The organism is Altererythrobacter sp. CAU 1778 (assembly GCF_054482795.1).
In genome coordinates this window covers 1,053,495-1,076,876 of the sequence record NZ_JBTLRP010000001.1, presented here as the reverse complement: position 1 = coordinate 1,076,876, position 23,382 = coordinate 1,053,495, and the positions used below count along the sequence as shown (strand labels likewise).

Below are 23,382 nucleotides of genomic sequence, written 5' to 3'. Positions count from 1 at the left end.
GCGCAGTCGGGCATCGGGGGCACCGAGGATGGCAGGGAATTCGGTAAGCGAAGCTGGGGGGCAAGGCGCGCCCTTGCCCGACTCGTCGAGCGCGCGTGTAGCGGCGCTGGCCATCATGCTGGCGGCCCCGGTTTTCGCTCTCCTCACGCTCCAAATTCCTGAGGGGTTCAGCCGATTGCTGTTCTTCTCTCTTCCCGTCCTCGCCGCGGCAGGGGTCGTGTCTGTTTCCGGGATTCTCTCCGGTTTCAACATTCGCAAGGCGTGGACGAAAATGTCGCGCATCTCGCGCATCGGACTGGCCGCGTTTCTTGCTTCGACGATCTTCGCGAATCTGACGGCAGTCGCAGCGCCGCAGTTCGCCCGACTTTATCTTTTCAGCACCTTGCTGGTCGCGCTCACCGGATGGATCGTCTGGTTCATGAGCACGGACAGATGGCGCGCTGCGCGGGGGCCGCTGCTTCATGCGATGTGGCTCGGCGCGCTGCTCTACATCTGCGTTCTCGTCCCCTATGCCTGGGTTCGCGCGGCCGATCCCGCGTTCGACTGGATCGCGTTCGGTCTGGCTGTCACCAATCTTCGGCAGACCGCGTTCTACGCCATTCCGCTGGTTACGATCGCCGGGGGGTTCGCCCATTTCGCGGCTACCGGTCGCGGTCGTGGCACGCTCTATGTAGCGCAGGCCGCGGGCTTTGGCCTTGCCGCGTTCTCCGGCGGGCGCGCAGCCTTTGCCGCGTGCCTGATCGCTGCCGGAGCAGGCGCGGTTCTCGCGGGCGGCAGGAGGTTGAGGAACCTGCTGCTTACCACCCTCGCCGCAACGGCTGGCGCGGCCGCCACCATCGTTCTTAGCCCGGATGGTTCCACTGGCTGGGGCCGAATCTTCGCAAAGGGTATGACGGAGTCCAAAACGCAGTCGGTGATGTCCGGGCGGGAAGCATTCTGGGCGGAAACCGCGACGCGCATCGCCGATCACCCGTGGTTCGGGCACGGCGAAGGGCAGTTCCGCCACGTCGTCGCCGTGGCGGAGCAAAGCTACAACCACCCGCACAATTCGGTCCTTCAGTTTCTCTTCCAGTGGGGCGTCGTCGGCACCTTGGCCGTGGCGCTGATGCTCCTCCCGACCCTCCTCGCCCTACCTGCCAAGCTGAAGGCGGAGCGCCGGTTGGCGGTGCCGTGCATCTCGCTCGTGCTGGCCATGGCGATGATGTCGATGTTCGAAGGCAGCTTCTTTCATGTCTACCCGTCGCTGCTGACTGTCATCTGCCTCGCGATCCTGGCATCGTGTGCCGCGAAATCCACTCTCCGCCAGTGATTGTCGCGGCTCACGAGCCCAATCTCCTTTCCGAAATGTTTACCATTTTCCGCCACTAACGCCTCCGACTAGCAATGCGACCGGCCCTCATCGGGACGAGGTCGGTTCGACGCGGGGGAAAGACACGATGAGCGCATTCGGACGCAAGGGCGGACCAGCCGGCATGGGCGCAGGCGCACGGCCGAACTTCGGCGTCGCGCGCCCGATGAAGGGCGGCGGTGTTCCTGCGCGAAACGACGACATGGGCGCATCCCTGCCCCCTCCCGGTGGCGAGCAATTCCCGCCGCTTCCCGGTGGCGAGGCAGGCGCGCCGTCTGCTGCCCCGGAAAAAGCGGATGCGATGACCCGGCTGGCCGATCGCGCCAACCAGATCCACGAAAACAACGAGCCCACGGGGTTCGAAGCCAGCGTTCACAAGATCAAGGAACAGGTGCTTCCGCGCCTGCTCGAACGTGTCGATGCCGAAGCCGCCGCGACGCTGAGCAAGGAAGAACTCTCCGAAGAGTTCCGCCCGATCATCATGGAGGTCCTGGCCGAGCTCAAGATCACGCTGAACCGCCGCGAACAGTTCGCGCTGGAAAAGGTGCTGATCGACGAACTGCTCGGTTTCGGGCCGCTCGAAGAGCTGCTGAACGATCCCGACGTGTCGGACATCATGGTCAACGGACCGGACCAGACCTACATCGAAAAAGGCGGCAAGCTGATCATCGCGCCGATCAAGTTTCGCGACGAGAGCCACCTGTTCCAGATCGCCCAGCGCATCGTGAACCAGGTCGGCCGCCGTGTCGACCAGACCACGCCGCTGGCCGACGCCCGTCTCAAGGACGGCTCCCGCGTGAACGTCATCGTCCCCCCGCTGTCGCTGCGCGGTACCGCGATCTCCATTCGTAAGTTCTCCGAAAAGCCGATCACGCTCGACATGCTCCGCGACTTCGGTTCGATGAGCGACAAGATGTGTACGGCGCTCAAGATCGCCGGCGCGTGCCGGATGAACATCGTCATTTCGGGCGGTACGGGTTCGGGTAAGACGACGATGCTCAACGCCCTGTCGAAGATGATCGACCCGGGCGAGCGCGTGCTGACCATCGAAGACGCCGCCGAACTCCGCTTGCAGCAGCCGCACTGGCTGCCCCTGGAAACGCGTCCGCCGAACCTCGAAGGTCAGGGCGCCATCACCATCGGCGATCTCGTCAAGAACGCCCTGCGTATGCGACCCGACCGCATCATTCTGGGCGAAATTCGTGGCGCGGAATGTTTCGACCTTCTCGCCGCCATGAACACCGGCCACGATGGTTCGATGTGTACGCTTCACGCCAACAGCCCGCGCGAATGCCTCGGCCGTATGGAAAACATGATCCTGATGGGCGACATCAAGATCCCGAAGCAGGCCATCTCCACGCAGATCGCGGAATCGGTCGATCTCATCGTGCAGGTGAAGCGCCTTCGCGACGGTAGCCGCCGCACGACCAACATCACCGAGGTTATCGGGATGGAAGGCGACGTGATCGTGACGCAGGAACTGTTCAAGTTCGAATATCTCGACGAAAGCGAAGACGGCAAGATCATCGGCGAGTTCCGCTCGTCCGGTCTGCGTCCGTACACGCTGGAAAAAGCGCGTCAGTTCGGGTTCGATCAGGCCTATCTGGAAGCGTGCCTCTAGGAACGCGCGTCTGCGAAAGCAGTCGATCCTATACAGGTGTGAGGTAGGCGGTTTACGCCAAAGCGCCGACGCGCGTCATCCGCTCGCCCAGCCCTTTATGGCGAGGAGCAGCAGAGCGGCGGCGATGAACAAGGCGAGCATGGAAATCCCGGTCCAGGGCATGAAACCGACGCGGTCGATATGCCTGCGCTTCATGCGACGCCGATCGGCGTAAATCGCGCCGAGTGCGACGAGCGCGAATGCTCCTGCCCAGATCGCGGCCAGCGTCGCCTCGCTGGCAAATTCGTACAGGGACCATATCCGGTGCAGCATGACGGAGGGCCATATGGGCGCAGCCGCGCGCTCGTTCAACGCAGGCCCTTCCCAGCGGCCAAGTCGCTATTGTTTGCCAGCCAGAACGCCGCGCCCTAGCGCCTCGGCATGGCCGCCGATCATCCCACACAAAGACCGCTCGCCGCCCTGGCGATGCGGTTGTGCGCGGCGCTCATCCTCTCGGCCATGTTCGCACTGGCAAAGCTGCTGAGCGAGAGCGGCGTGCCGCTGGTCGATATACTGTTCTGGCGGCAGGTTCCCACCATCGTGCTCGTGCTCTGCTGGCTGGCGATGCGTGGCCAGTTGGGACGGCTGCGAACCGAGCGACCTGGCTCGCATGGTCGGCGCGCCGTCTACGGCGTCATCGGCATGGTGCTGAACTTCGGCGCTGTCACCTTGCTGCCTCTGGCCGAAGCGACGACGCTGAACTTCACCTCGGCAATCTGGGCGGTGATATTGTCGTCGCTGCTGCTGAAAGAAGCGGTCGGACGATACCGGTGGGCCGCCGTGCTGCTCGGTTTTATCGGCGTGGTCGTCATCACCCAGCCCGGCCATAGCCCCATCCCGCTGTTCGGCGCCGCCGTTGGCCTGGGCGCGGCGTTCATGATCGCCCTTATCTCGATCCAGATCCGTGACCTTGGCCGCACGGAAGAGCCGCTGACCGTCGTGTTCTACTTCGCGCTCTTCAGCGTTCCCATGCTGCTGCCCGTGCTGCTGTGGCAGGGTGCGCCGGCACACTCGCCCTATCAATGGGCGCTGCTCGCGGCGCTCGGGCTGACGGGGTTGCTCGGACAGCTCCTGCTCACCGCATCCTTGCGCTACGGCAGTGTCGCCAGCGTCATCGTCATGGACTATTCCGCCCTGATCTGGGCGACGCTGTTCGGCTTTCTGCTGTTCGACCGCCTGCCCAGTTCGACGACATGGCTGGGCGCACCTATGGTCGTTCTGGCAGGGCTGATAATCGCCTGGCGCGAGCACCACCTTTCGCGTCGCACCGCACCCCCGACGCCGCCGGTTGCCTGAGGTCGTGACGGAACCCGGCTGGGCGAAGGACGTTGTCGGACGAGGGCTATGGTGCCCGGCATCGAAAGGTAAACCGCAATGGTCCGCAAAATCATGATCGCGCTGGGCGTCACCGCACTCTCGCTGAGCGCCGGCGCCTGCAACACCGTCAAGGGTTTCGGCCAGGACGTGGAATCCGTCGGAGAAGCTGGCGAAGACGTCGTAAACTGATTTCCCTTTGCGTTCACGGCGCGGAAAGGCAGTCTACGCTTGGGTTAAGCGATAGACAGGAGAAACAATGCGAAAGATCGTTCTGATGCTGGCCTTGACCGGCTTTGCTCTGACCACCGCAGGCTGCAACGCCGTCAAGGGTCTGGGTCGAGACATCGAATCCGTGGGCGAGGCAGGCGACCGCGCTATCTGACCGCCCTATTGAACACGCTATCGAGTCGGCGGCCCGGTCCCTCAGGCGTTCGGGCCGTCGCCGCGTTTGCGGTACACCAGAATGAGGTTGTTCGCCGGCATCTCGTAGCGCGCCGTGCGGGATAAGCCGTGGCCGACCGCCAGCGCGTCCACCGCCGTCCGTTCCCGCAGACCCCAGGCGGGATTGCGATCCTTCAATGACTGGTCGAAGGCGATGTTGGACGGCGCGGTGGCAACTTCCGGCTCTACATAAGGGCCATACAGGATAAGCGCTTGGCCGGGATCGAGCAGGCTGGCGGCGGCAGCGAAGAGCCCTTCCGTCGCGGACCAGTGGCTGATGTGGACCATGTTGATGCACACGATGGCATCGGCGCGCTGGACCGGCCAGTCTGGCGCACTCGCATCCAGAAGGATGGGCGGGAGGACATTGGCCGCTCCTGCTTCCGACCTGTAGGCGTCGATCGACGCGATCGCGGTTTCGTCCGGGTCGCTGGGTTGCCAGGTCAGCTTCGAGAGCCGCTCGGCGAAATGCATGACGTGCTCGCCGGAACCGCTCGCCACTTCGAGGACGATGCCGCTGTCAGGCAGTTCCATCGCAAGCACATTCGCGATGGGCTCGCGATTGCGCAGCGCTGCGGGGGCGTGCTGCTTCACCGGCGAATGCGCGACGGGCGGCCGTGCAACCTTCGGGCCGCAGGCTCTCGGATCACCATCCACAGGAAAAGCCCAAGTGGCCCGGCTATGAAGGTCGCAGCCAGCACCGGCGCCTGAAGCCAGCGGGACAGGCCCTTCGCATCACCATCGCGGGCGATCCACAGGCCAACGAACAGATCGAAGGCGAGGTAATGGATCCAGCCAACGGTAACGCCGACGTCCGAGGCGAAGATGGAGCGAACGCCCTCGATCGTGGTGAAATCCGCGCCCGCATTTCCGGTAACGACGACGCCCGTCAGGACGAGCACCAGCACCGTCGCATAGATCATGCACAGCAGACCGATGCCGAGATAGAGCACCGCCGTAAGCAACGCCTCCCAGCGCGGCAGCAGGATCAGCGCAGCCCACGCCACCAGCGCCAGCGTGTTGGCGGCACCGAACAGCGTGTCCCACATCACCGCGAGCTTACTGGCCGCCGATTTCGCTCGGCACCGGCGCGCTGCCCGGCAGGGTATCGCCCTGCCACACCAGCACCGGCTTGCGCGCGGCGCGCGTTTCGTCGAGGCGGCGGCGCGGGGCGTAATGCGGTGCCGACTTCAGCGTCTCGTCGCCGCCCTTGGCCCGTTCGGCCACGCTGCGCAGCGAGCCGATGAACCGGTCCAGCCCGGACTTGGCCTCTGTCTCGGTCGGTTCGACCAGCATCGCGCCGTGAACGACCAGCGGGAAATAAACCGTCATCGGGTGGAAGCCTTCGTCGATCAGCCCCTTGGCGATGTCCAGCGTCGAGAAGCCATCGGCCATGCCGTCATCGCTGAACAGCGCTTCGTGCATGCAAGGGCCCGCGTCGCCATAAGGCGCGTCGAGCACGTCTTCGAGGCTGCGAAGCACGTAGTTGGCGTTGAGGACCGCATCCTCCGCGACCTGCTTCAGGCCGTCGGCCCCGTGGCTGAGGATGTAGGCGAGTGCGCGGGTGAACATCCCCATCTGGCCGTGGAAGGCGGTCATGCGGCCGAACGTCTCGGTATGTCCGAACTCTGCCGCGTTCTCTTCCTCGACGAGGTGGATGATCCCGTCCTCGGTCCGCGCGGTGAAGGGCAGCGGTCCGTAAGGGCATAGCGCCTTCGACAGGACCACCGGGCCGGAGCCCGGCCCGCCGCCGCCGTGCGGGGTGGAAAAGGTCTTGTGCAGGTTGATGTGCATCGCATCGACGCCGAGATCGCCGGGGCGCACCTTCCCGACAATCGCGTTGAAGTTCGCTCCGTCGCAGTAAACATACCCGCCCGCCGCGTGCACGGCGTCGGAGATTTCGCGCAGGTCGCGCTCGAACAGACCGCAGGTGTTGGGATTGGTGATCATCACCCCTGCGACGTCCGGACCGAGCCGTGCCTTCAGCGCTTCCAGATCGACGCGGCCATCGGCGGATGCGGGAATAGCCTCGACCTTGTAGCCCGCGAAGGCTGCGGTCGCCGGATTGGTGCCATGCGCGCTTTCCGGCACGAGGATCACCTCGCGCGCATCGCCTTGCGCTTCCAGAGCGGCGCGGATGCAAAGGATGCCGCACAGCTCGCCGTGCGCTCCGGCCTTGGGCGACATGGCGACGCCCTCCATGCCGGTCAGCGTAATCAGCCAGTGCGCCAGTTCGTTGATGACCTGCAAGGCGCCCTGCACTGTCGCCTGCGGCTGAAGCGGGTGAATGTCTGCAAAGCCCGGCATCCGCGCGACCTTTTCGTTGAGGCGCGGATTGTGCTTCATCGTGCAGCTGCCGAGTGGAAACGGCCCGAGATCGATGCCATAATTCTGGCGACTGAGGCGAGTGTAATGACGGATCGTTTCAGGCTCCGACAGGCCCGGCAGCGCAGGCTTGGCCTTACGTTGGAACTTGCCAAGTGCCGGCAGAACCTCGCCCGGAGCCTCGTCGAAATCGACGCCGGTCGTGCTGTCGCCAGCCAGTTCGAAGATCAACGCTTCTTCCAGCGCCAGCGCGTGATCGCCGCTGTTGGTATCGGGGCGCTCGGCGGAGCCTGCTTCGCCCATTTCCGGCTTCCAGCCCGATGCGTTCGGCGCGTTCATGCGTCGTCTCCTGCAAGGATTTCCTCAAGCGCGACGGCCAGCGATTCCACGTCGTCCTCGCTCGTCGTTTCGGTCGCGGTGACCAGCAGGCGCTTCGCGAATTCCGGATGGTCGGGATACAGCCGCCCGAGGGAGACGCCGCCAAGGATGAAGCGGTCGGCCAGCTCACGCACGACCTCGCGCGCATCGCGCGGCAGTTCGAGACAGAACTCGTTGAAATAGGTTTCGTTGACCAGCGACACGCCCGCTAGCTGGCTCAGGCGCTCGGCAGCAAAGCGCGCGCGCGAATGGTTGATGCGCGCCAACCGCTCCAGCCCTTCCCCGCCCAGCAGGCTGAGGTGAATGCTGAACGCCAGGGCGCAAAGACCGGAGTTCGTGCAGATGTTGCTCGTCGCCTTTTCGCGGCGAATATGCTGCTCACGCGTCGACAGCGTGAGCACGAAAGAGCGTTTGCCCTCGGCATCCACAGTCTCTCCGCAAAGGCGCCCCGGCATCTGGCGAACGAATTTTTCGCGGCAGCCGAACAGGCCAAGGTAAGGCCCGCCGAACTGCAGCCCGACGCCGAGCGACTGCCCCTCGCCCACCACGATGTCGGCGTCCAGGGCACCCGGCGCTTCGAGCAGGCCGAGCGCAACCGGTTCCGTCACCACGACCACCAGCAGCGCGCCTTTCGCATGAGCGGCATCGGCCACCTCAGCCAGATCCGGCACACGCCCGAGAATATCGGGATATTGCACCACGACGCACGAGGTGTCGTCGTCGATCCGCGCGATGAGTCCGGCGTTGTCCGGTTCCGGCTGGATGGTCGGAAGCGAGCCAGCGATCCGGTCCTTTGTGAACTTCGCCATGGTCTCGATCACGCCGATGTAGTGCGGATGCAGCGCGCCGGACAGGACCACGCGGTCGCGCCGGGTGATGCGGCCCGCCATCGCCACCGCTTCCCAGCAGGCGGTCGATCCGTCGTAGAGAGATGCGTTGGCGAGATCGGTGCCGAACAGCCGCGCGACCTGCGTCTGGAACTCGAACAGGACCTGCAGCGTACCCTGCGCGATTTCCGGCTGGTACGGCGTGTAAGCGGTCAGGAATTCGCCGCGCTGGATCAGGTGATCGACGCTTGCGGGAACATGGTGGCGATATGCGCCCGCGCCCAGGAAGAACGGCACCTGCCCTGCCGCCACGTTGCGCGCCGCCAGTCGGCCCATGTGCCGTTCCACCGCCATCTCGCTGGCATGGGCGGGAAGCCCATCGATCGGTTGCCTGAGCAACAGATCGGCGGGCACATCGCTGAACAGATCATCGATCGCGCCTGCGCCGATCGTGTTCAGCATAGCGGTGCGGTCGGTATCGGTAAGCGGCAGGTAACGCATGGGCTGTGGTATTCCCTTTAAAGGCCGTCGACGTAGGTCTGGTACTTGCCTTCGTCCATCAGGGTATCGAGTTCGGCTGGTTCGGACAGTTGCAGCTTGAAAAGCCACCCGTCGCCATCGGCGTCTTCGTTAATCAGTTCCGGCCGTTCTTCCAGGTCGCCGTTCACTTCGGTCACCGTGCCGGAAACCGGGGTATAGACGTCGGATGCGGCCTTCACGCTGTCGACCACGCAGGGCGCATCGCCCTTGGTCAGGTCATCGCCCTTGCCCGGCAGTTCCACGAAGGTGATGTCGCCCAGCTGGCTCTGCGCGTAATCGGTGATCCCCACCGTTCCGATGTCACCTTCGACATCGATCCACTCGTGGTCCTTGGTGTAATAACGGGCCATCACTTTGCTCCTTTGCGGTGATAACGATGCGGCACGAAGGGCATCGAAACGACCTTCGCGGGAATGCGCTTGTTGCGGACGGCGATTTCCAGGGCGGTGCCGATCCCGGCGTGGGCCGCTGCGACGTAGCCCATCGCAATCGGCGCGCCGACGCTGGGAGCGAACCCGCCGGAAGTCACTGCTCCGACCACTTCGTCCCCGACGAGAATCTCCGCCCCCTCGCGCGCGGCCATCCGCCCTTCGAGCGCCAGTCCGACGCGCGTGCGTTCTGCCCCGCCGGTCAGCCTGGCAAGGATGCCATCCGAACCGGGGAAGCCGCCCAGTTCGCGGCGAGCCTTGCTGATAGCGAAGCTCAGGTCCGCGCTGACAGGATCGGTTTGTGTCGTGATGTCGTGACCGTAGAGCGGCAAGCCTGCCTCCAGCCGCAGCGAATCGCGCGCGCCGAGCCCGATGGGCTTCACTATGTCGAGCGCACAGAGCGCTTCAGCCAGATCGCGCGCCTTTGCGGCGGGGACCGACAGCTCGAACCCGTCCTCGCCCGTATAACCGGAGCGGGCAATCCCGAGCGGCGCTCCCTGCCATTCGCGGCTGGTGCCTTGCATGAACACCAGTTCGTCCGCCACGCCGGGCAGTATCGCGTCGAGCGCCTCTGCCGCGCGCGGTCCCTGCAGGGCCAGCAAGGCACGATCGTCGAGATGCGTCAGCGTGATTTCGTCAGGCAGGTATTCCCGCAGGTGTCCGATATCGTCCCACTTGGTCGCGCCGTTGACGACGAGGTAGTACTCCGCCTCTTCAGCGTCGGCAGGGGTGACGTTCGTGACCATGAGGTCGTCGAGGATCCCGCCGTTCTCGTCCAGCAGCATCGAATAGCGAATACGCCCCGGCTTCAGGGCGGAGAAATCGCCTGGCATCAGCGCTTCCAGTGCCTCGGCAGCGCCCGGTCCGGTCACCATCAGCTGGCCCATGTGGCTGACGTCGAACAGTCCGGCCGCGGTGCGCGTCCATTCGTGTTCGGCGATGATCCCTTCGTACTGCACGGGCATGACATAGCCCGCGAAAGGCACCATTCGCGCGCCTTGTTCGCGGTGCCAGCCGTCAAGCGGTAGAGTGGCGCAATCCTGCAAGTCCGACATTTCAATCCCCGGCAACGGCACACGCCCTGCGGGTTTCGCAAGGCCTTCGACCGCCCCCTCTGTCGGTTGACCTGAGAGCATCGCCAGCCGCTGTGCGCGCGCGGGCTTCCCCCTTCGGTGGTCCAGGCGCGAACCGGGACGCTTTCCAGAGTATCGCTGTCGAGCCGGCGCGGTCCGTTGGCCTGAGAGATTCCGGGGCGGTTGCTCCTTCGGCGCCGGTGTTTCCCCGTGGGGATTGCCGGACTCTCCCGCGCTGCTCAGCGACGCAGCGGGGGATGGCGCGCGCCCTGCCGCGAGTCAATCGCTCACAGTGGGCGTCGCGGCGGAAAAGTGACGTGCGGCGCGCAGGATCGCGTCATTATCGTGGACAACGCGCCCCGGCGTGCGGGTCAGCGCGCAATCGAGCGCCGCTTCGGCCACCCGCCGCGCGTCGATCGAGCGATATTTGCGAAACCCGCCGTGCATGAAATGGTCCGAGATCGGAGAGAGTATCTTGCCGATTCGCTCCACTGGCCGCGCATCCCCCTCGCGCGCACCGCGCAGCAGGCCGGGTCGCAAGATGTCGAGCCGCCGAAACTTGAGGCGGTAGAGCGCGTCTTCCACCTTGCCCTTCGTCGACAGGTAGAGGTTCTTCGACGGGCCGTAAGCTCCGGTCGAGGACACGGTGACCATGCGCGTCACGCCCAGTGCCTTGGCGATCTCCGCGCAGGACAGCACAAGGTCGTGATCCACGGCCTGAAATGCCTCTGCATCGCGTCCTGCCTTGCGGAAGGTCGTACCGAGCGCACTGACAAGCACGTCGGGTGCGGCAAGCGAAAGGGAGGTTTTCCATTCGGACGGATCGGCAATCAGCATTTCCATCCGCGCGCCTTTCGGCAGCTTCATCTCCCGCCGGGCGATGGCGACGAGATGGATGTCGCTTCGCCCCACCGCCGCTTCCACGATACGCCGTCCGACGAGACCGGTCGCGCCTACCAATGCGATGCGGACCGGATCAGACATTGGACAACCCTTCGACCCGCTGGCCGGTCAGCTTCGTATACTGTTCCATTGCGAACCGATCGGTCATCCCTGCGATGTAGTCTGCAATCCGCCGGGGGAGAGCCTCCGCTGCATCCTCCAGGTCTTCGTGCCACCCCTCCGCCATAAGTGCGGGGCGCTGCGCGTATGCCGCATATAGCGCGGCCACGACGTCGCGCGCACGGCGCGCCGTCTCGACCTGCTCGGGATGGTAATAAAGCCGCTCGTACATGAAACGCTTGAGGCCGCGTTCCTCCTCGGCAAATGCGGGGGAGAATGCGGCGAGCGCCCCGCCCGCTTCGCGCACCTCGTCCATCGACGCGATGCCAGTGGTGCGCCGCCTCGTCTCCTCGATCAGGTCGTTGACCATCAGCCCGATCTGGCCGCGCACGAGTTCGCGCAGCTTGCGGTCCTGGGGTGCGTTGGGAAAGCGCCGTTCCACGGCCCGCCACTGGTCCGCCAGCAGAGGCAGCTCGAGCAGGTCGTCGAGGGTCAGGAAACCGGCGCGCAGGCCGTCGTCGATATCGTGATTGTCATAGGCGATGTCGTCCGCGATCGCCGCTACCTGCGCCTCGAGCGAGGGCCAACTGGCAAGTTCTAGCGGAAAAGCGCGGTCCAGCGCCGCCAGCGCGACATTCGGATCGGCCACGGGGCCGTTGTGCTTGGCCAGCCCCTCCAGCGTTTCCCACGTCAGGTTCAACCCATCGTGATCCGGATAGGGGCTCTCGAGGCGCATCAGCGTGCGCAGGGTCTGGGCGTTATGGTCGAACCCGCCCGCGCCCTGCATGGCCTCGTGCAGCGCATCCTCGCCCGCATGGCCGAAGGGCGGATGCCCGATATCGTGCGCGAGGCACAATGCCTCGGTCAGATCCTCGTTCAGCCCCAGCGTTCGCGCGACCACGCGGCCGATCTGTGCCACTTCCAGGCTGTGCGTCAGGCGGACGCGATAATGGTCGCCGTCGGGCGCGACGAACACCTGCGTCTTGTGACGCAGGCGACGAAAGGCGATCGAATGAATGATGCGATCCCGGTCGCGCTGGAATTCGCTGCGCGGACCGCGGCTGCCGCTTCGATCCTCGGCAAACTCGCGCCCGCGCGAGCGGTCGGGATCGGCGGCAAAGGGGGCGCGGTTCATCGCCCGGCTGCTATGGGTTAGCGCCGCGCGAAACAACGTGAACAGTTAGCGAACCTGCGCGGTTATCCCGCGAAACGGGTTCAATCCGCGCCCAGCAGCCAGTCGACGCCGCTCTCGGCGTGGATATGAGCGCTGTCGAAGATCGGCAGGACATTGGCGTCGACATCCACGATCAGTTCCAGTTCGGTGCAGGCCAGCACCACCGCCTGGGCGCCATCCTGCTCCAGCATGGTGATAATGGTCTTGAGCGCGCGTTCCGAATTGCGCGTCACCTTGCCGAGCATCAGCTCCTCGTAGATCACGCGGTCGAGTTCCTCCACGAACTCCGGTTCGGGCGCCATCAGGTCGACGCCGTGCGCAATCAGTCGCTCACGGTAGAAATCTTCCGTCATGACATTGCGCGTGCCCAGAAGGGCGGCAGAGCCAAGCTGCGCTTGCGCCATCTTGGCGCCGACGCAATCTGCGATGTGCAGAATGGGTATATCGACCGCCTCTGCCACCTTGTCGTAGACGCGGTGCATGGAATTGGCGGCGATCATCAGCGCGCCTGCGCCTGCGTCTTCCAGCCGTTTCGCACTGTCGGAAAGCACGCCTGCCGCCCGGTCCCAGTCGCTTGCTTCGCGCAGGCCGTAGAGCTCAGCGAAGTTGAGGCTTTCGATCAGCAACGGCGCAGAGGCGATCTTGCCCTCGCGTCGCTGCACCATGCGGTTGATATCCTCGTAATACATGCGGGTCGAAACCCAGCTCATGCCGCCGATCAGACCCAGTCTGCGCACGTCCCATCCCTTACCGAAAATTGCTGAGTGCCGACCTTACGGCACTTGCCGAGCGCGTCAATCGAGCGCCTTGACGATTTCCTCGACCATCTTCTTCGCATCGGACAACAGCATCATGGTCTGGTCCATGTAGAAGACGTCGTTGTCGACGCCCGCATAGCCTACGCCGCCCATGCTGCGCTTGATGAAGAAGACCTGTTTCGCCTTGTCCACATCGAACACGGGCATGCCGTAGATGGGCGATGACTTGTCGGTCTTCGCTGCAGGGTTCACGACATCGTTCGCGCCGATGATGAAGGCGACGTCGGCCTGCGCGAATTCGGAGTTGATGTCCTCCAGCTCGAAGACGTTCTCGTAAGGCACCTGCGCTTCGGCCAGCAGCACGTTCATATGCCCCGGCATGCGTCCGGCGACGGGGTGGATGGCATATTTCACCTCCACGCCCTTTTCTTCTAGGACGTCCGCCATCTCACGAAGCGCGTGCTGCGCCTGCGCGACCGCCATGCCGTAGCCGGGGATGATGATGACCTTCTCCGCCTGCTCCAGCATGAAGGCCGCATCGGCCGCGCTGCCCTGCTTGTAGGGGCGCTGCTCCTTCGCCTCGCCTCCGCCGCCGGATCCGGCATCCGCGCCGAAGCCGCCCGCGATCACGCTGATGAAGCTGCGGTTCATCGCGCGGCACATGATGTAGCTGAGGATCGCGCCGGAGGAGCCGACCAGCGCGCCGGTGATGATCATCGCCGTATTGCCCAGCGTGAAGCCCATCGCCGCTGCCGCCCAGCCGGAATAGCTGTTCAGCATCGACACCACGACCGGCATGTCCGCCCCGCCGATGGGGATGATGAGCAGGAAGCCGATCACGAATGCGAGCACCGTCAGCGCGACGATCAGCGGCATGGTCTCGGCAGGTCCGGTCATGGCGAAAAGCGCAGTCAGCACAATGATCGCCGCCAGCGTGCCGAGATTGATAAGATGCCGCGCGGGCAGCAGGATCGGCGAGCCGCTCATCCGCCCCGAAAGCTTGGCAAAGGCGATGACCGAGCCGGAGAAGGTGATCGCCCCGATGGCGATCCCGAGGCCCATCTCGACCTTGCTGACTGCGCCGATGCCGCCATCGACCAGCAGGCCAAACGCGCCCGGATTCAGATAGGCCGCCCAGCCCACCAGCACCGCCGCAAGACCGACGAGACTGTGGAACGCCGCGACCAATTCCGGCATCGCGGTCATCGCAATGCGACGAGCTATGACGAGGCCAATAACTCCACCCACCGCAATGGCGATCAGAATTTCGACAATATTGGCGATATCGTGCGTCACCAGCGTCGTCACCACCGCGATCAGCATCCCGATCATGCCGAAGCGGTTGCCCGTCCGGCTCGTCGCAGGCGAGGACAGGCCGCGCAATGCGAGGATGAAGAACACGCCCGACACGAGATAGGCGAGCGCCACCCACGGGTTCACCGCCTCGCCGGTGGATGCATAAGCGGGGGTGGGCAGCACGGCAAAAGGCACCGCAAGGGGGAGGCAACGCATCGCAGTCGGAGAGAAAGTCATTCCGTCTCTCCTAATTCCTGTCGCTCAGCCAAATTGTCCCGCAAGGCCATGTCCTTGCCCAACACATATCCGCACCCGATCACGAGAATTATTGCAACGAGCCACTGGTGGTCATTCGCCCAAGCCGCGATGTTCTGAGGAGTGAAGTTCATCACTTCTTCTCCTTCTTCTTGTACATGGCCAGCATTCTCGCCGTCACCGCGAAACCGCCGAAGATATTGACACTGGCGAGCACGATGCCGAGCAGCCCCAGCCACTTCGCCCCCGGCACATCCGCCGCCGCCGCCGCAATCAGCGCGCCGACGATGATGACGCTGGAGATCGCATTGGTCACCGCCATCAGCGGCGTATGCAGCGCGGGCGTGACCGACCAGACCACGTAATAACCGACGAAACACGCCAGCACGAAGATCGAAAGGATCGAAATAAAGTCCATTTACGTGGCCCCTCCCCGGGTCCGGTAATTACTGCGCCGCCAGCCTCTCGTTCACGACCTTGCCGCCCTGCGTCAGGCGCACGGCGTTGCCTATTTCCTCGTCGAGCACGGGCCGCTGCGCTTCCTTGTCCCAGAAAGCGGAGAGGAAGTTGAAGTGGTTGCGGGCGAACAGCGCACTGGCATCGGCCGCCAGGTGGCCCGCGGTGTTGGTATAGCCGACGATCTTCACACCGTGCTTCACCACCGTCTCGTCCGGGACCGATCCTTCGACATTGCCGCCTGCCGAAACGGCGAGATCGAATATCACGCTGCCCGGTTTCATGCTGGCGATCTGCGCGTCGCTGATCAGGCGCGGCGCGGGTTTGCCGGGGATCAGCGCGGTGGTGATGACGATATCCTGCTTCGCGATATGGCCGGACACCAGCGCCGCCTGCGCTTTCTGATATTCCTCGCTCATTTCGGTGGCATAGCCGCCCGAACCCTCTCCCTCGATCCCTTCGACGCTTTCGACGAAGATCGGCTTCGCGCCGAGCGACTGGATCTGTTCCCTGGTCGCAGAGCGGACATCGGTGGCTGAGACTTGCGCGCCGAGCCGCTTGGCGGTCGCGATGGCCTGCAATCCGGCAACGCCCACGCCCATTACGAAGACCTTTGCCGCCTGCACCGTACCGGCAGCGGTCATCATCATCGGAAAGGCGCGGCCATATTCGTTCGCCGCCGTCAGCACTGCCTTGTAACCGGCAAGGTTGGACTGGCTGGATAGCACGTCCATGCTCTGCGCGCGGGTGATGCGCGGCATGAATTCCATCGCCAGCGCTTCCAGGCCGGCCTTGGCATAGGCATCGACGCGCTCACGTTCGCGGAAAGGATCGAATGTCGCCGCGACCCACGCGCCCGGCTGCGCCGTCGCCAGCAGTGTCGGATCGGGTGCGACAATGCCGAGAACGATGTCCGCGGCATTGGCGACTTCCGCCGCGGTCCCGACTGTCGCGCCTGCCTCGCGGTAGGCTTCGTCGCTGAACGAAGCGCCTTCCCCCGCGCCGCTTTCGACCGCGACTTCCGCCCCCAGCCCGATGAATTTCTTCACCGTTTCGGGCGTGGCGGCGACCCGCCGCTCGCCCGCTGCGCGCTCTTTGAGAACCGCGATCCGCATCAAGCAGTCAAGGCGCGATGACGAGGACGACGATCGCAGCGATGACCGCGATCAGCGGCACTGACCACTTGAGCGTTCCGATGAAGGAACCGTACATCTTGTTGGCCGAATTGATGTCGTTGGTCGACATGGGACTTCCTCTTAAAGTGTCACGAATGCGGGGTGCTTATCGCGTGGGGCAGGCGCGCTCAAGTGCCGTCCCGCCTTTGCACAGCCAAAAACCGCCGCCGCAGGCTTAATCGCGTCTTTACTCTCCTTCGCTATCTCCGTGGCCCGAAGGGTGGACGCGAAAGACCTATGGCCGAGCAAGAACAACGCCTGTTGATGCTGATCGACGACGAGCCGGCGCAAAGCCGGTTGATCAGCGCGCTTGCCGCGCGCGAGGGCTGGAGAACGCTCGTGATCGCCGACAGTGAAGCCGCGATTGCCACGCTCGGCACGCGCGAGGGGATGCAGCTGTCCGCCATCATTCTCGATCAGTGGGTGCCGGGCGACGACGCCTGCCAGCTAATCGCGGAACTCAAGGCCCGCCGCCCCGGTCTGCCGATCCTGATGCTTACGACCAGCGCGAGTCCGCTGCTGGCAGTCGAGGCAATGCGCGCAGGCGCCACCGATTACCTTATCAAACCGGTTGCGCCCGACCGGCTGATGAATGCGCTGCGCAGCGCGACGAGGCAGGAGGCTCCGCGAGACGAGCTTCAGCCGCTGACCGAGAAATTCTCCGCCACGCTCGACTTCGATTCGATGATCGGGACCGCCCCGACCTTCCGCGCGGCGCTTGCGCGTGCCGCCAAGGCAGCGCGTGGGCACGGACCCGTGCTGATCGACGGCGAGACCGGCACCGGCAAGGAGATGCTGTTGCGCGCCATGCACGCCGCATCGCCGCGATCGAAACAAGTGCTGCGGATGATCAACCTCGGCGGCGTTGCCGCAAATTCGGTCGAATCGCTGCTCTTCGGGCATGAGAAGGGTGCCTTCCCGGGCGCGTTCGATCGCCAAATAGGGGCGCTGGAACATTGCGACGGCGGCACTCTGGTGATCGACGAGATCGACCGATTGAGCCCCGACCTTCAGGTGCGCCTCGCCGAAATGATGGCGAGCGGGCAGGTCCGGCCGACCGGCGCGCGGCACAGCTTCCGTGTGGAGACGCGCATCCTTTCCGCCAGCAACCGCCCTCTGGCGCAGATGGTGGCGGAAGGTCAGTTCGATGCAGGACTGCTTGATTCGCTGTCCGCCACGAATATAACCCTTCCTCCGCTGCGCGAGCGGACCGGGGATATCACTGCCCTGTCGCGCCATTTCCTGGGTGCGATTGGAGAGCAGCCGGGCCTTCGCCCCCTGGGCATCACCGACGCCGCGCTGGCCTTGCTTGCCGCCTACGACTGGCCGGGCAATGTGCGCCAGTTGCAGGCCGTGCTGTTCCGCGCCGCCGTGTTCTGCGACGGCGATGCGCTGACGGCGCAGGACTTCCCGCAATTGTCGGAACTGCTGGGTGAGATCACGCCCGATGCGCAGCTTTCGAGCGGGCACGACGGGATCGGCGTCATGCTCTATACGCCCGACGGCAATCTGCGCCCGCTGGAAGAAATCGAGGCGGACATCATCCGTCTCGCCATCGGCCACTATCGCGGTCGCATGACCGAGGTCGCGCGGCGGCTGGGGATCGGGCGCTCGACCCTTTACCGCAAGCTCGGCGACCTGGGAATCGGCGACGCTGCGTAGGTTACGCGCGCGGCTCGCCCCGGCGCGTTAACCCGGCAAGTCCGCAAAATCGGTCAGCGCCGCATCGCGCAGGCCGCGCCACACGTTCCTTGCCTGCACCGTTTCGGCAACGTCGTGAACGCGCAGCAGCTGGACGCCAGCGTCCATGCCCGCAACGGCCAGCGCGATCGAGCCGCCGAGACGTTCATGCGCGCCCGCCTCGTTCGAGAGCGCGCCGATCATCCGCTTGCGGCTGACGCCCAGCATCAGCGGCGCGCCGAGCGCGTGGAACATCGGCAGTGCATTGATCAATGCGAGATTCTCCGCCAGCGACTTGCCGAAGCCGACGCCGGGATCGAGGACGATACGTTCCCGCCCGATCCCACCGGCAATCGCGCGGTCGCGTACCTCGGCCAAGTGGTCGAACACGTCGAACACCACGCTGTCGTAATCGCCGCCTTCGTGAAGATCGTCCCCGGCGCCGGGCGCGTGCATCAGCACGACCGGCGCGCTCGCAGCTGCCAGCACCTCCACCGAACGCTGATCGTATCGAAGGCCGGAAACGTCGTTGATCAGATGCGCGCCCGCTTCCAGCGCAGCTTCCATGACCGCGGCCTTGCGGGTGTCGACACTGACCGCCGCGCCCATCGCGACGCAATGTTCGATCGCGGGGCGGACACGCTCGATCTCGTCGCCTTCCCACACTGCCTTGGCGCCGGGACGGGTGCTTTCGCCGCCGATGTCGATAATCGCCGCGCCTGCCTGCATCATCGCGCCCGCCTGCGTACGCTGCGCCTCGGCATCGTCCATGAACGCCCCGCCATCGGAGAAGCTGTCGGGCGTGACGTTGAGGATGCCCATCACCTGCGGCTGGTCGAGCCGCACGGTCCGTTCCCCCAGTTGCAGCGGCGGATGCGCGAGCGTGAGATTGCTCCACTGCGCCTCTGCCTCCGCGCCAAGGGCATCGGGCAACTGGCCCAGCACCTGCGCCATAGTGTCCGGCGAGGCGAGCAGCCGTTCCGTCACTTCACCATCGCGGCGCAGGATGACTGCGAACCGGCTGGCATAGACCATCCCCCCGCCCAGCCTGATGGCATTGCCATGCTCGCTCTGCGGACCGGGGACGAAGGCGATGGGGCGGATATAGACGCGCTGGCTCATAGTGTCCCAGCCCTAGCGCAAAGGTGGCACGATGGAACACATGGAACTCGGTCCTTGGGGACAAATTCCACGAGGCGGGCGTTCGCAAATCTCGGCAAATGTCCGGGATTTGAAACGGCACCGCCCATGTGCGCGGCGATACCGTCCTGCCCGCAGTTGGGAAAGGCGCCCCCCTAATCCTTCCTGGCTCTGTCGACGCTCGGAATGGCGGGCTCTATCGCGGCATATTCGGGTTCGTGAACCTCCACTTTGCCGAGCGCCAGATGGCTGTGGCTGCGGCTGTAGCCGAAATAGATCACCAGGCCGATTATGCTCCACACAGGCAGGAACAGCATTGCCTGGATCGGCAGGTTGAAGAACAGCAGCAGGCAGCCGATGACCGTCAACGGGGCGACGACCCACACGAAGGGAACGCGAAAGCTGCGCGGCCGTGCCGGGTCGCGGCGGCGCAGCACCATCACGGCAATGGCGACCATGGTGAAAGCGTACAGCGTGCCAGCGTTCGAGATATCGGCCAGCTGTCCCACCGGGAAGAACGCGGCCGCAATCGCCACGGCCACGCCCGTGATGCCCGTGACCACGTGCGGCGTCTTGAAGCGTGGATGCACGCTTGCAAGGGCCGGAGGCAGCAAGCCGTCCCGGCTCATCACGAAGAAGATGCGCGTCTGTCCGAACAGCAGCACGAGGATGACCGAAGGCAGCGCGAGAAAGGCGGCGACACCCAGCATATTCCCAATGCCGGAGAAACCGATCTGCCGCAGCACGTGCGCCAGCGCCTCGTCCGAACAGACCAGCGACGCGGAATATTGCGCCATCGCGCACTGTCGGGCGAGTTCCGGCGAACCGGCCTCCAGCGGGAAATTGCCCGGCCCCATGATGGGCTGGCCGCCGATCGTGCCGATGGCTCCGCCAGCGACGAGGATGTAGAAAACGGTGCAGAACAGCAGCGACCCGATCAGGCCGATGGGCACATTGCGTTGCGGGTTCTTGGTTTCCTCAGCCGCGGTGCTGACCGCGTCGAAGCCGACATAAGCGAAGAACATTGTCGCCGCCGCGCCCACCGCGCCCACACCCGTGCCCCATCCGCCGAACAGACCGGCGGGCAGGAAGGGATTGAACCGCTCCATATCGAATTCGGGGCTGGTCAGGGTCAGCGCGATGAATGCGGTAAGCGCGGTGACCTTGATGGCTACGAGCACGGCGTTGACCTTGGCGCTTTCGCTCGTGCCGACGATAAGCAATCCGGTCACGATCAGCGCGATCAGCATGGCAGGCAGATTGACGAAGCCGCCCGCTTGCCCGCCGAAGGCCAGCGGCCCTGCGGTCAGCGCCTGCGGCAAGTGAATGCCGAGAAATTCCTGGAGGATGGTCCCGTTGAAATAGCCGGACCACCCGACCGACACCGCGCTAGCTGCGATCGCATATTCCATGACCAGCGCCCAGCCCACGGTCCAGGCGAGCAATTCGCCGATGGTGGCATAGCTGTAGGTGTAGGCGCTGCCCGCCACCGGTACCATCGCGGCAATTTCGGCATAGCAGAGCGCGGCGACGATGCAGACCGCCCCCGCGATGGCGAAGGCAATCATCAGCCCCGGCCCCGCTTTCTGGGCGCCCACGGAAGTCAGCACGAAGATGCCGGTTCCAATGATGCAACCGATGCCTAACAGCATCAATTGTATCGGCCCCAGCGAGCGCTTGAGGGACTTCGCTTCTGCCGCCGCGATAATCGCGTTGAGCGGCTTAACCCTGCCGAGGATCATATATGTTGAAAATCCACCAGGCCCGCCGCGAGACCGCCTCGCTCAACCAGCCGGATGGTGGCGATCTACGATGATTCGCGGCGCTCGGCAATCGGGATTGCGACGGGAAACGACGTCCCGGTAAACATTTGCCACAGCGGCGGATGCAGCGTCCCACGAATAGGCAGCGCTTGCCGCCCGTGCCGCCTGTCCCATTGCAAGGCGACGCGAGGTATCGTGCGCCAGCCCGCCGATGGCCGCAACGTAATCGGATACGGCGCGCGGCGACACCAGTTCGCCGGTGATGCCGGGCTCGATCAGCGCGCGGGCGTTGGGCGCATCGGCGCTGATCACCGGCAATTCGCTGGCCATCGCTTCGAGAATGACCTGGCCGAAGGTTTCCGTCGTGCTCGGCGTGACCATGAGGTCGGCGCTGGCGACCGCGCGGGACAGCGCTTCGCCCTCGCAATGACCGAGCAGCACGGCGTCGGCCATCGAAGCGAAGCGATCGCGAGCCGGACCTTCCCCTACGACCAGCGCACGAACGGGAGCCTGCAGGCGGGCGAGCCTCATCGCGTCGACGAAAACGTCGATGCCCTTTTCCAGCACCAGCCGCCCGAAGAACAGGACCGCGACTTCATCGTCTGCAATGCCGAGCGAACGGCGCCACGCCATGTCGCGGTGTCGCGGGTGGAAGAATTCGCGGTCGATCCCGCGGCTCCATACGCTCGCCCGCTCGTCTGCGCGCATGGTCTTGAGATCGCGCACCAGATCGGGCGTGGGCGCGACGACGTGATCGGCGCGGCGGTAGAAACGACGAAGGTGAGCTTCAGCCAGGGGGACCAGCCAGCTGAGGCCGTAATATTCGAGATAGGTCTCGAACAGCGTGTGCATGCTCGCGACGACAGGGATGCCGCGCGCGATCGCCCAGCTTTGCGCGCGCGTGCCGAGAATGTCGGGGGTCGAGACGTGGACGATCTGCGGCTCGAACCGCTCCAGATCGGCGCGCGCGTCGCGCGGCAGGCCAAGCGCGAGGCGGAACTCGCTGCGCTTCGGCAGCGCGACGGAGCGGACCGGCACCAGCGTCCCCTTGGGTTCGAAGGCTGGCGTATCGGTGACCGGGGAATAGACGCGCACCTCGCACCCCTCCTCGCGCTCCAGATAGTCGACCAGGTGGTTCAGCGCGCGATTCGCACCTTCGCGGAGGTAGTTGTAGTTGCCGGAAAAAAGCGCGACCCGCATTGGCTCACACCCGCCGGAAGTTGAGCGTGGCGTTGGCGACGAACATCGCGAGGCCTGCGAAGACCGACACCAGAACCCGCGCGACGAGGTAGTTCATCGATGTCCATTCGAGCAGCGCGGCATAGAGGCCGACCGTGATCGCCATGCCCAGTCCTGCGTTGGCGAGAAAGATGACGAAGCCCGTGGCAACGGTCCGATCCGATCCGGGGAAAATCCAGCCGCGCGCGAGGACGTAATGCACCGATTGCGCGCCGACGAAGCCGATCGCGGCGGCCAGCACTTCATCCATCGCGGCGAAGTTCACCAGCAGCCACAGGACGCCGATGCTGACGCCGAAGGACAGCGTGCTGGACACCGTGTTGCGCACCAGCATTCCGCCGACCCGGCGGTTGAAGAAACGGGACGTCATATCGGCGCCGGCAGGCCGTGCTCAGATCGCGGGCTGCAACCGGCCTGCGGGATCCTCGCCGCTGTCCGCCCAGTCCTTGCGCCTCCCGATGAAGGGATTGAGAAACAGGAAGGGAAGCTTCAGGAACAGCAGTTCGGAATGGATGAAAGTGTCCACGCGCCGCTCCCACCACTTGTAATCCCGCTTGCCGTGTTCGCGCAGCCAGCCCTCGTAAGGGGCCCAGTGGCTCGGCTCGTCCTTCTTGATGATGGCGAAGATCTTCATCAGCACCGGGTCGCTCTTGACCATCGGGTGGCCGAGCAGGATCTCGACCTGCTTGTAACCGCGCTGTTCGGTAAGCGCGATGACGCGACACAGCTTCTCGAACAGCCGGTCGTCATCGATCACCGCCTGCGTGTCGAGATCGTCGATCTGCTTGCGGAACATGATCTCGATGAAGCGGTCGATATGGCCGAAGGTCCGGTCGACGGACAGAGGCATCTTTCCCTGCAGTTCGAACCAGCGCCGGAACATGACGTAGTGCTTGCGTTCGTCGACGCGGTGCTGCGCGATGGCGGCGATCAGCGCCTTGTCATCGGGCGAGCGCTGCTTGACCGCGTCCAGCACGCGGTCAATCGCGGTATACCCGCGATGTTCGTTGTAGATGTAGATCGAGCCGAGGACATCGAGATAGCGGCGGCGGAACCAGTCGAACATTGGGGGGAGACTCCTATCGGAATCCACCCTACCAGCCCTAA

General features: G+C 64.7%; 26 protein-coding genes and 2 riboswitches. Of the genes, 6 read left to right on the top strand and 20 right to left on the bottom strand.

Translation table 11 applies throughout. The annotated features are described in order from the left end of the window. Positions 1-73: 73 nt before the first annotated feature. Both ACXYN8_RS05030 and ACXYN8_RS05025 read left to right on the top strand, forming a co-directional pair. On the top strand, positions 74-1,309 hold the full coding sequence (locus ACXYN8_RS05030) for an O-antigen ligase family protein (RefSeq protein ID WP_458888218.1): 1,236 nt from the start codon (positions 74-76) through the stop codon (positions 1,307-1,309). A gap of 127 nt (positions 1,310-1,436) precedes the next feature. Further along, a complete protein-coding gene (locus ACXYN8_RS05025; protein ID WP_458888217.1) occupies positions 1,437-2,969 on the top strand; it encodes a CpaF family protein in 1,533 nt (510 codons plus the stop codon). Between the two features lie 75 nt (positions 2,970-3,044). Here the strand turns inward: ACXYN8_RS05025 and ACXYN8_RS05020 are convergent, their stop codons facing one another. After that, the gene (locus tag ACXYN8_RS05020) at positions 3,045-3,320 is read right to left on the bottom strand and encodes a hypothetical protein (protein ID WP_458888216.1); all 276 of its coding nucleotides are present in this window, start codon (positions 3,318-3,320) and stop codon (positions 3,045-3,047) included. Between the two features lie 69 nt (positions 3,321-3,389). On the opposite strand from ACXYN8_RS05020, the gene ACXYN8_RS05015 reads away from it, so the two are divergent. The 3 genes from ACXYN8_RS05015 to ACXYN8_RS05005 all read left to right on the top strand — a co-directional run bounded on the left by ACXYN8_RS05015 (position 3,390) and on the right by ACXYN8_RS05005 (position 4,707). Then, complete coding sequence (locus tag ACXYN8_RS05015; protein WP_458888215.1) at positions 3,390-4,304, top strand: DMT family transporter; 915 nt, start codon at positions 3,390-3,392, stop codon at positions 4,302-4,304. A 78-nt stretch (positions 4,305-4,382) separates the two neighbouring features. Then, complete coding sequence (locus ACXYN8_RS05010; RefSeq protein ID WP_458888214.1) at positions 4,383-4,514, top strand: entericidin A/B family lipoprotein; 132 nt, start codon at positions 4,383-4,385, stop codon at positions 4,512-4,514. Positions 4,515-4,581: 67 nt separating this feature from the next. Then, entirely contained in the window at positions 4,582-4,707 is a 126-nt protein-coding gene (locus ACXYN8_RS05005; protein ID WP_458888213.1) for an entericidin A/B family lipoprotein, read from the top strand. Between the two features lie 41 nt (positions 4,708-4,748). Here the strand turns inward: ACXYN8_RS05005 and ACXYN8_RS05000 are convergent, their stop codons facing one another. The 14 genes from ACXYN8_RS05000 to ACXYN8_RS04935 form a co-directional block, all read right to left on the bottom strand. Beyond that, positions 4,749-5,360, bottom strand: a complete 612-nt coding sequence (locus tag ACXYN8_RS05000; RefSeq protein WP_458888212.1) for a DUF938 domain-containing protein — start codon at positions 5,358-5,360, stop codon at positions 4,749-4,751. Beyond that, positions 5,357-5,815, bottom strand: coding sequence for an ABA4-like family protein (locus ACXYN8_RS04995; RefSeq protein WP_458888211.1), 459 nt, complete (start codon positions 5,813-5,815; stop codon positions 5,357-5,359). The genes ACXYN8_RS05000 and ACXYN8_RS04995 overlap by 4 nt, the downstream gene beginning before the upstream one ends. 10 nt (positions 5,816-5,825) lie before the next feature. Next, positions 5,826-7,430: an aminomethyl-transferring glycine dehydrogenase subunit GcvPB gene (gcvPB, locus tag ACXYN8_RS04990; protein WP_458888210.1), complete on the bottom strand. Its 1,605-nt coding sequence runs from the start codon at positions 7,428-7,430 to the stop codon at positions 5,826-5,828. Further along, entirely contained in the window at positions 7,427-8,797 is a 1,371-nt protein-coding gene (gcvPA, locus tag ACXYN8_RS04985; RefSeq protein ID WP_458888209.1) for an aminomethyl-transferring glycine dehydrogenase subunit GcvPA, read from the bottom strand. The genes gcvPB and gcvPA overlap by 4 nt, the downstream gene beginning before the upstream one ends. 17 nt (positions 8,798-8,814) lie before the next feature. Continuing rightward, a complete protein-coding gene (gene gcvH / locus ACXYN8_RS04980) occupies positions 8,815-9,186 on the bottom strand; it encodes a glycine cleavage system protein GcvH (protein WP_458888208.1) in 372 nt (123 codons plus the stop codon). Continuing rightward, positions 9,186-10,319: a glycine cleavage system aminomethyltransferase GcvT gene (gene gcvT, locus ACXYN8_RS04975; RefSeq protein ID WP_458888909.1), complete on the bottom strand. Its 1,134-nt coding sequence runs from the start codon at positions 10,317-10,319 to the stop codon at positions 9,186-9,188. The genes gcvH and gcvT overlap by 1 nt, the downstream gene beginning before the upstream one ends. 49 nt (positions 10,320-10,368) lie before the next feature. Continuing rightward, positions 10,369-10,478: riboswitch (glycine riboswitch) on the bottom strand. A gap of 1 nt (position 10,479) precedes the next feature. Continuing rightward, positions 10,480-10,580, bottom strand: a riboswitch (glycine riboswitch). A 36-nt stretch (positions 10,581-10,616) separates the two neighbouring features. Then, a complete protein-coding gene (locus tag ACXYN8_RS04970) occupies positions 10,617-11,321 on the bottom strand; it encodes an NAD(P)H-binding protein (protein ID WP_458888207.1) in 705 nt (234 codons plus the stop codon). Beyond that, positions 11,314-12,474 (bottom strand): deoxyguanosinetriphosphate triphosphohydrolase, encoded by a 1,161-nt coding sequence (locus ACXYN8_RS04965; protein WP_458888206.1) that lies wholly within the window; start codon positions 12,472-12,474, stop codon positions 11,314-11,316. The genes ACXYN8_RS04970 and ACXYN8_RS04965 overlap by 8 nt, the downstream gene beginning before the upstream one ends. Positions 12,475-12,554: 80 nt before the next feature. After that, positions 12,555-13,250, bottom strand: coding sequence for an aspartate/glutamate racemase family protein (locus tag ACXYN8_RS04960; protein ID WP_458888205.1), 696 nt, complete (start codon positions 13,248-13,250; stop codon positions 12,555-12,557). A gap of 57 nt (positions 13,251-13,307) precedes the next feature. After that, positions 13,308-14,783: an NAD(P)(+) transhydrogenase (Re/Si-specific) subunit beta gene (locus ACXYN8_RS04955; protein WP_458888908.1), complete on the bottom strand. Its 1,476-nt coding sequence runs from the start codon at positions 14,781-14,783 to the stop codon at positions 13,308-13,310. Between the two features lie 17 nt (positions 14,784-14,800). Next, a complete protein-coding gene (locus tag ACXYN8_RS04950; RefSeq protein ID WP_458888204.1) occupies positions 14,801-14,956 on the bottom strand; it encodes a hypothetical protein in 156 nt (51 codons plus the stop codon). After that, positions 14,956-15,240, bottom strand: a complete 285-nt coding sequence (locus ACXYN8_RS04945) for an NAD(P) transhydrogenase subunit alpha part 2 (RefSeq protein WP_006833497.1) — start codon at positions 15,238-15,240, stop codon at positions 14,956-14,958. Before ACXYN8_RS04945 ends, ACXYN8_RS04950 begins: the two co-directional genes overlap by 1 nt. A 28-nt stretch (positions 15,241-15,268) precedes the next feature. After that, the gene (locus ACXYN8_RS04940) at positions 15,269-16,393 is read right to left on the bottom strand and encodes a Re/Si-specific NAD(P)(+) transhydrogenase subunit alpha (RefSeq protein WP_458888203.1); all 1,125 of its coding nucleotides are present in this window, start codon (positions 16,391-16,393) and stop codon (positions 15,269-15,271) included. A 7-nt stretch (positions 16,394-16,400) separates the two neighbouring features. Further along, positions 16,401-16,523, bottom strand: a complete 123-nt coding sequence (locus tag ACXYN8_RS04935) for a hypothetical protein (RefSeq protein WP_458888202.1) — start codon at positions 16,521-16,523, stop codon at positions 16,401-16,403. A gap of 167 nt (positions 16,524-16,690) precedes the next feature. On the opposite strand from ACXYN8_RS04935, the gene ACXYN8_RS04930 reads away from it, so the two are divergent. Beyond that, entirely contained in the window at positions 16,691-18,115 is a 1,425-nt protein-coding gene (locus tag ACXYN8_RS04930) for a sigma-54-dependent transcriptional regulator (protein ID WP_458888201.1), read from the top strand. A gap of 27 nt (positions 18,116-18,142) precedes the next feature. Here the strand turns inward: ACXYN8_RS04930 and folP are convergent, their stop codons facing one another. The 5 genes from folP to ACXYN8_RS04905 form a co-directional block, all read right to left on the bottom strand. Further along, the gene (gene folP / locus ACXYN8_RS04925; RefSeq protein WP_458888200.1) at positions 18,143-19,255 is read right to left on the bottom strand and encodes a dihydropteroate synthase; all 1,113 of its coding nucleotides are present in this window, start codon (positions 19,253-19,255) and stop codon (positions 18,143-18,145) included. A gap of 173 nt (positions 19,256-19,428) precedes the next feature. After that, positions 19,429-21,015: an amino acid permease gene (locus ACXYN8_RS04920; RefSeq protein ID WP_458888199.1), complete on the bottom strand. Its 1,587-nt coding sequence runs from the start codon at positions 21,013-21,015 to the stop codon at positions 19,429-19,431. A gap of 42 nt (positions 21,016-21,057) precedes the next feature. Further along, positions 21,058-22,236 (bottom strand): glycosyltransferase family 4 protein, encoded by a 1,179-nt coding sequence (locus ACXYN8_RS04915; protein WP_458888198.1) that lies wholly within the window; start codon positions 22,234-22,236, stop codon positions 21,058-21,060. 4 nt (positions 22,237-22,240) lie between these two features. Next, positions 22,241-22,645 carry a GtrA family protein gene (locus tag ACXYN8_RS04910; RefSeq protein WP_458888197.1) on the bottom strand — a complete coding sequence of 135 codons (405 nt, stop codon included), beginning with the start codon at positions 22,643-22,645 and terminating at the stop codon, positions 22,241-22,243. Positions 22,646-22,666: 21 nt separating this feature from the next. Further along, positions 22,667-23,341: a ferritin-like domain-containing protein gene (locus tag ACXYN8_RS04905; RefSeq protein WP_458888196.1), complete on the bottom strand. Its 675-nt coding sequence runs from the start codon at positions 23,339-23,341 to the stop codon at positions 22,667-22,669. Between the last annotated feature and the right edge of the window lie 41 nt (positions 23,342-23,382).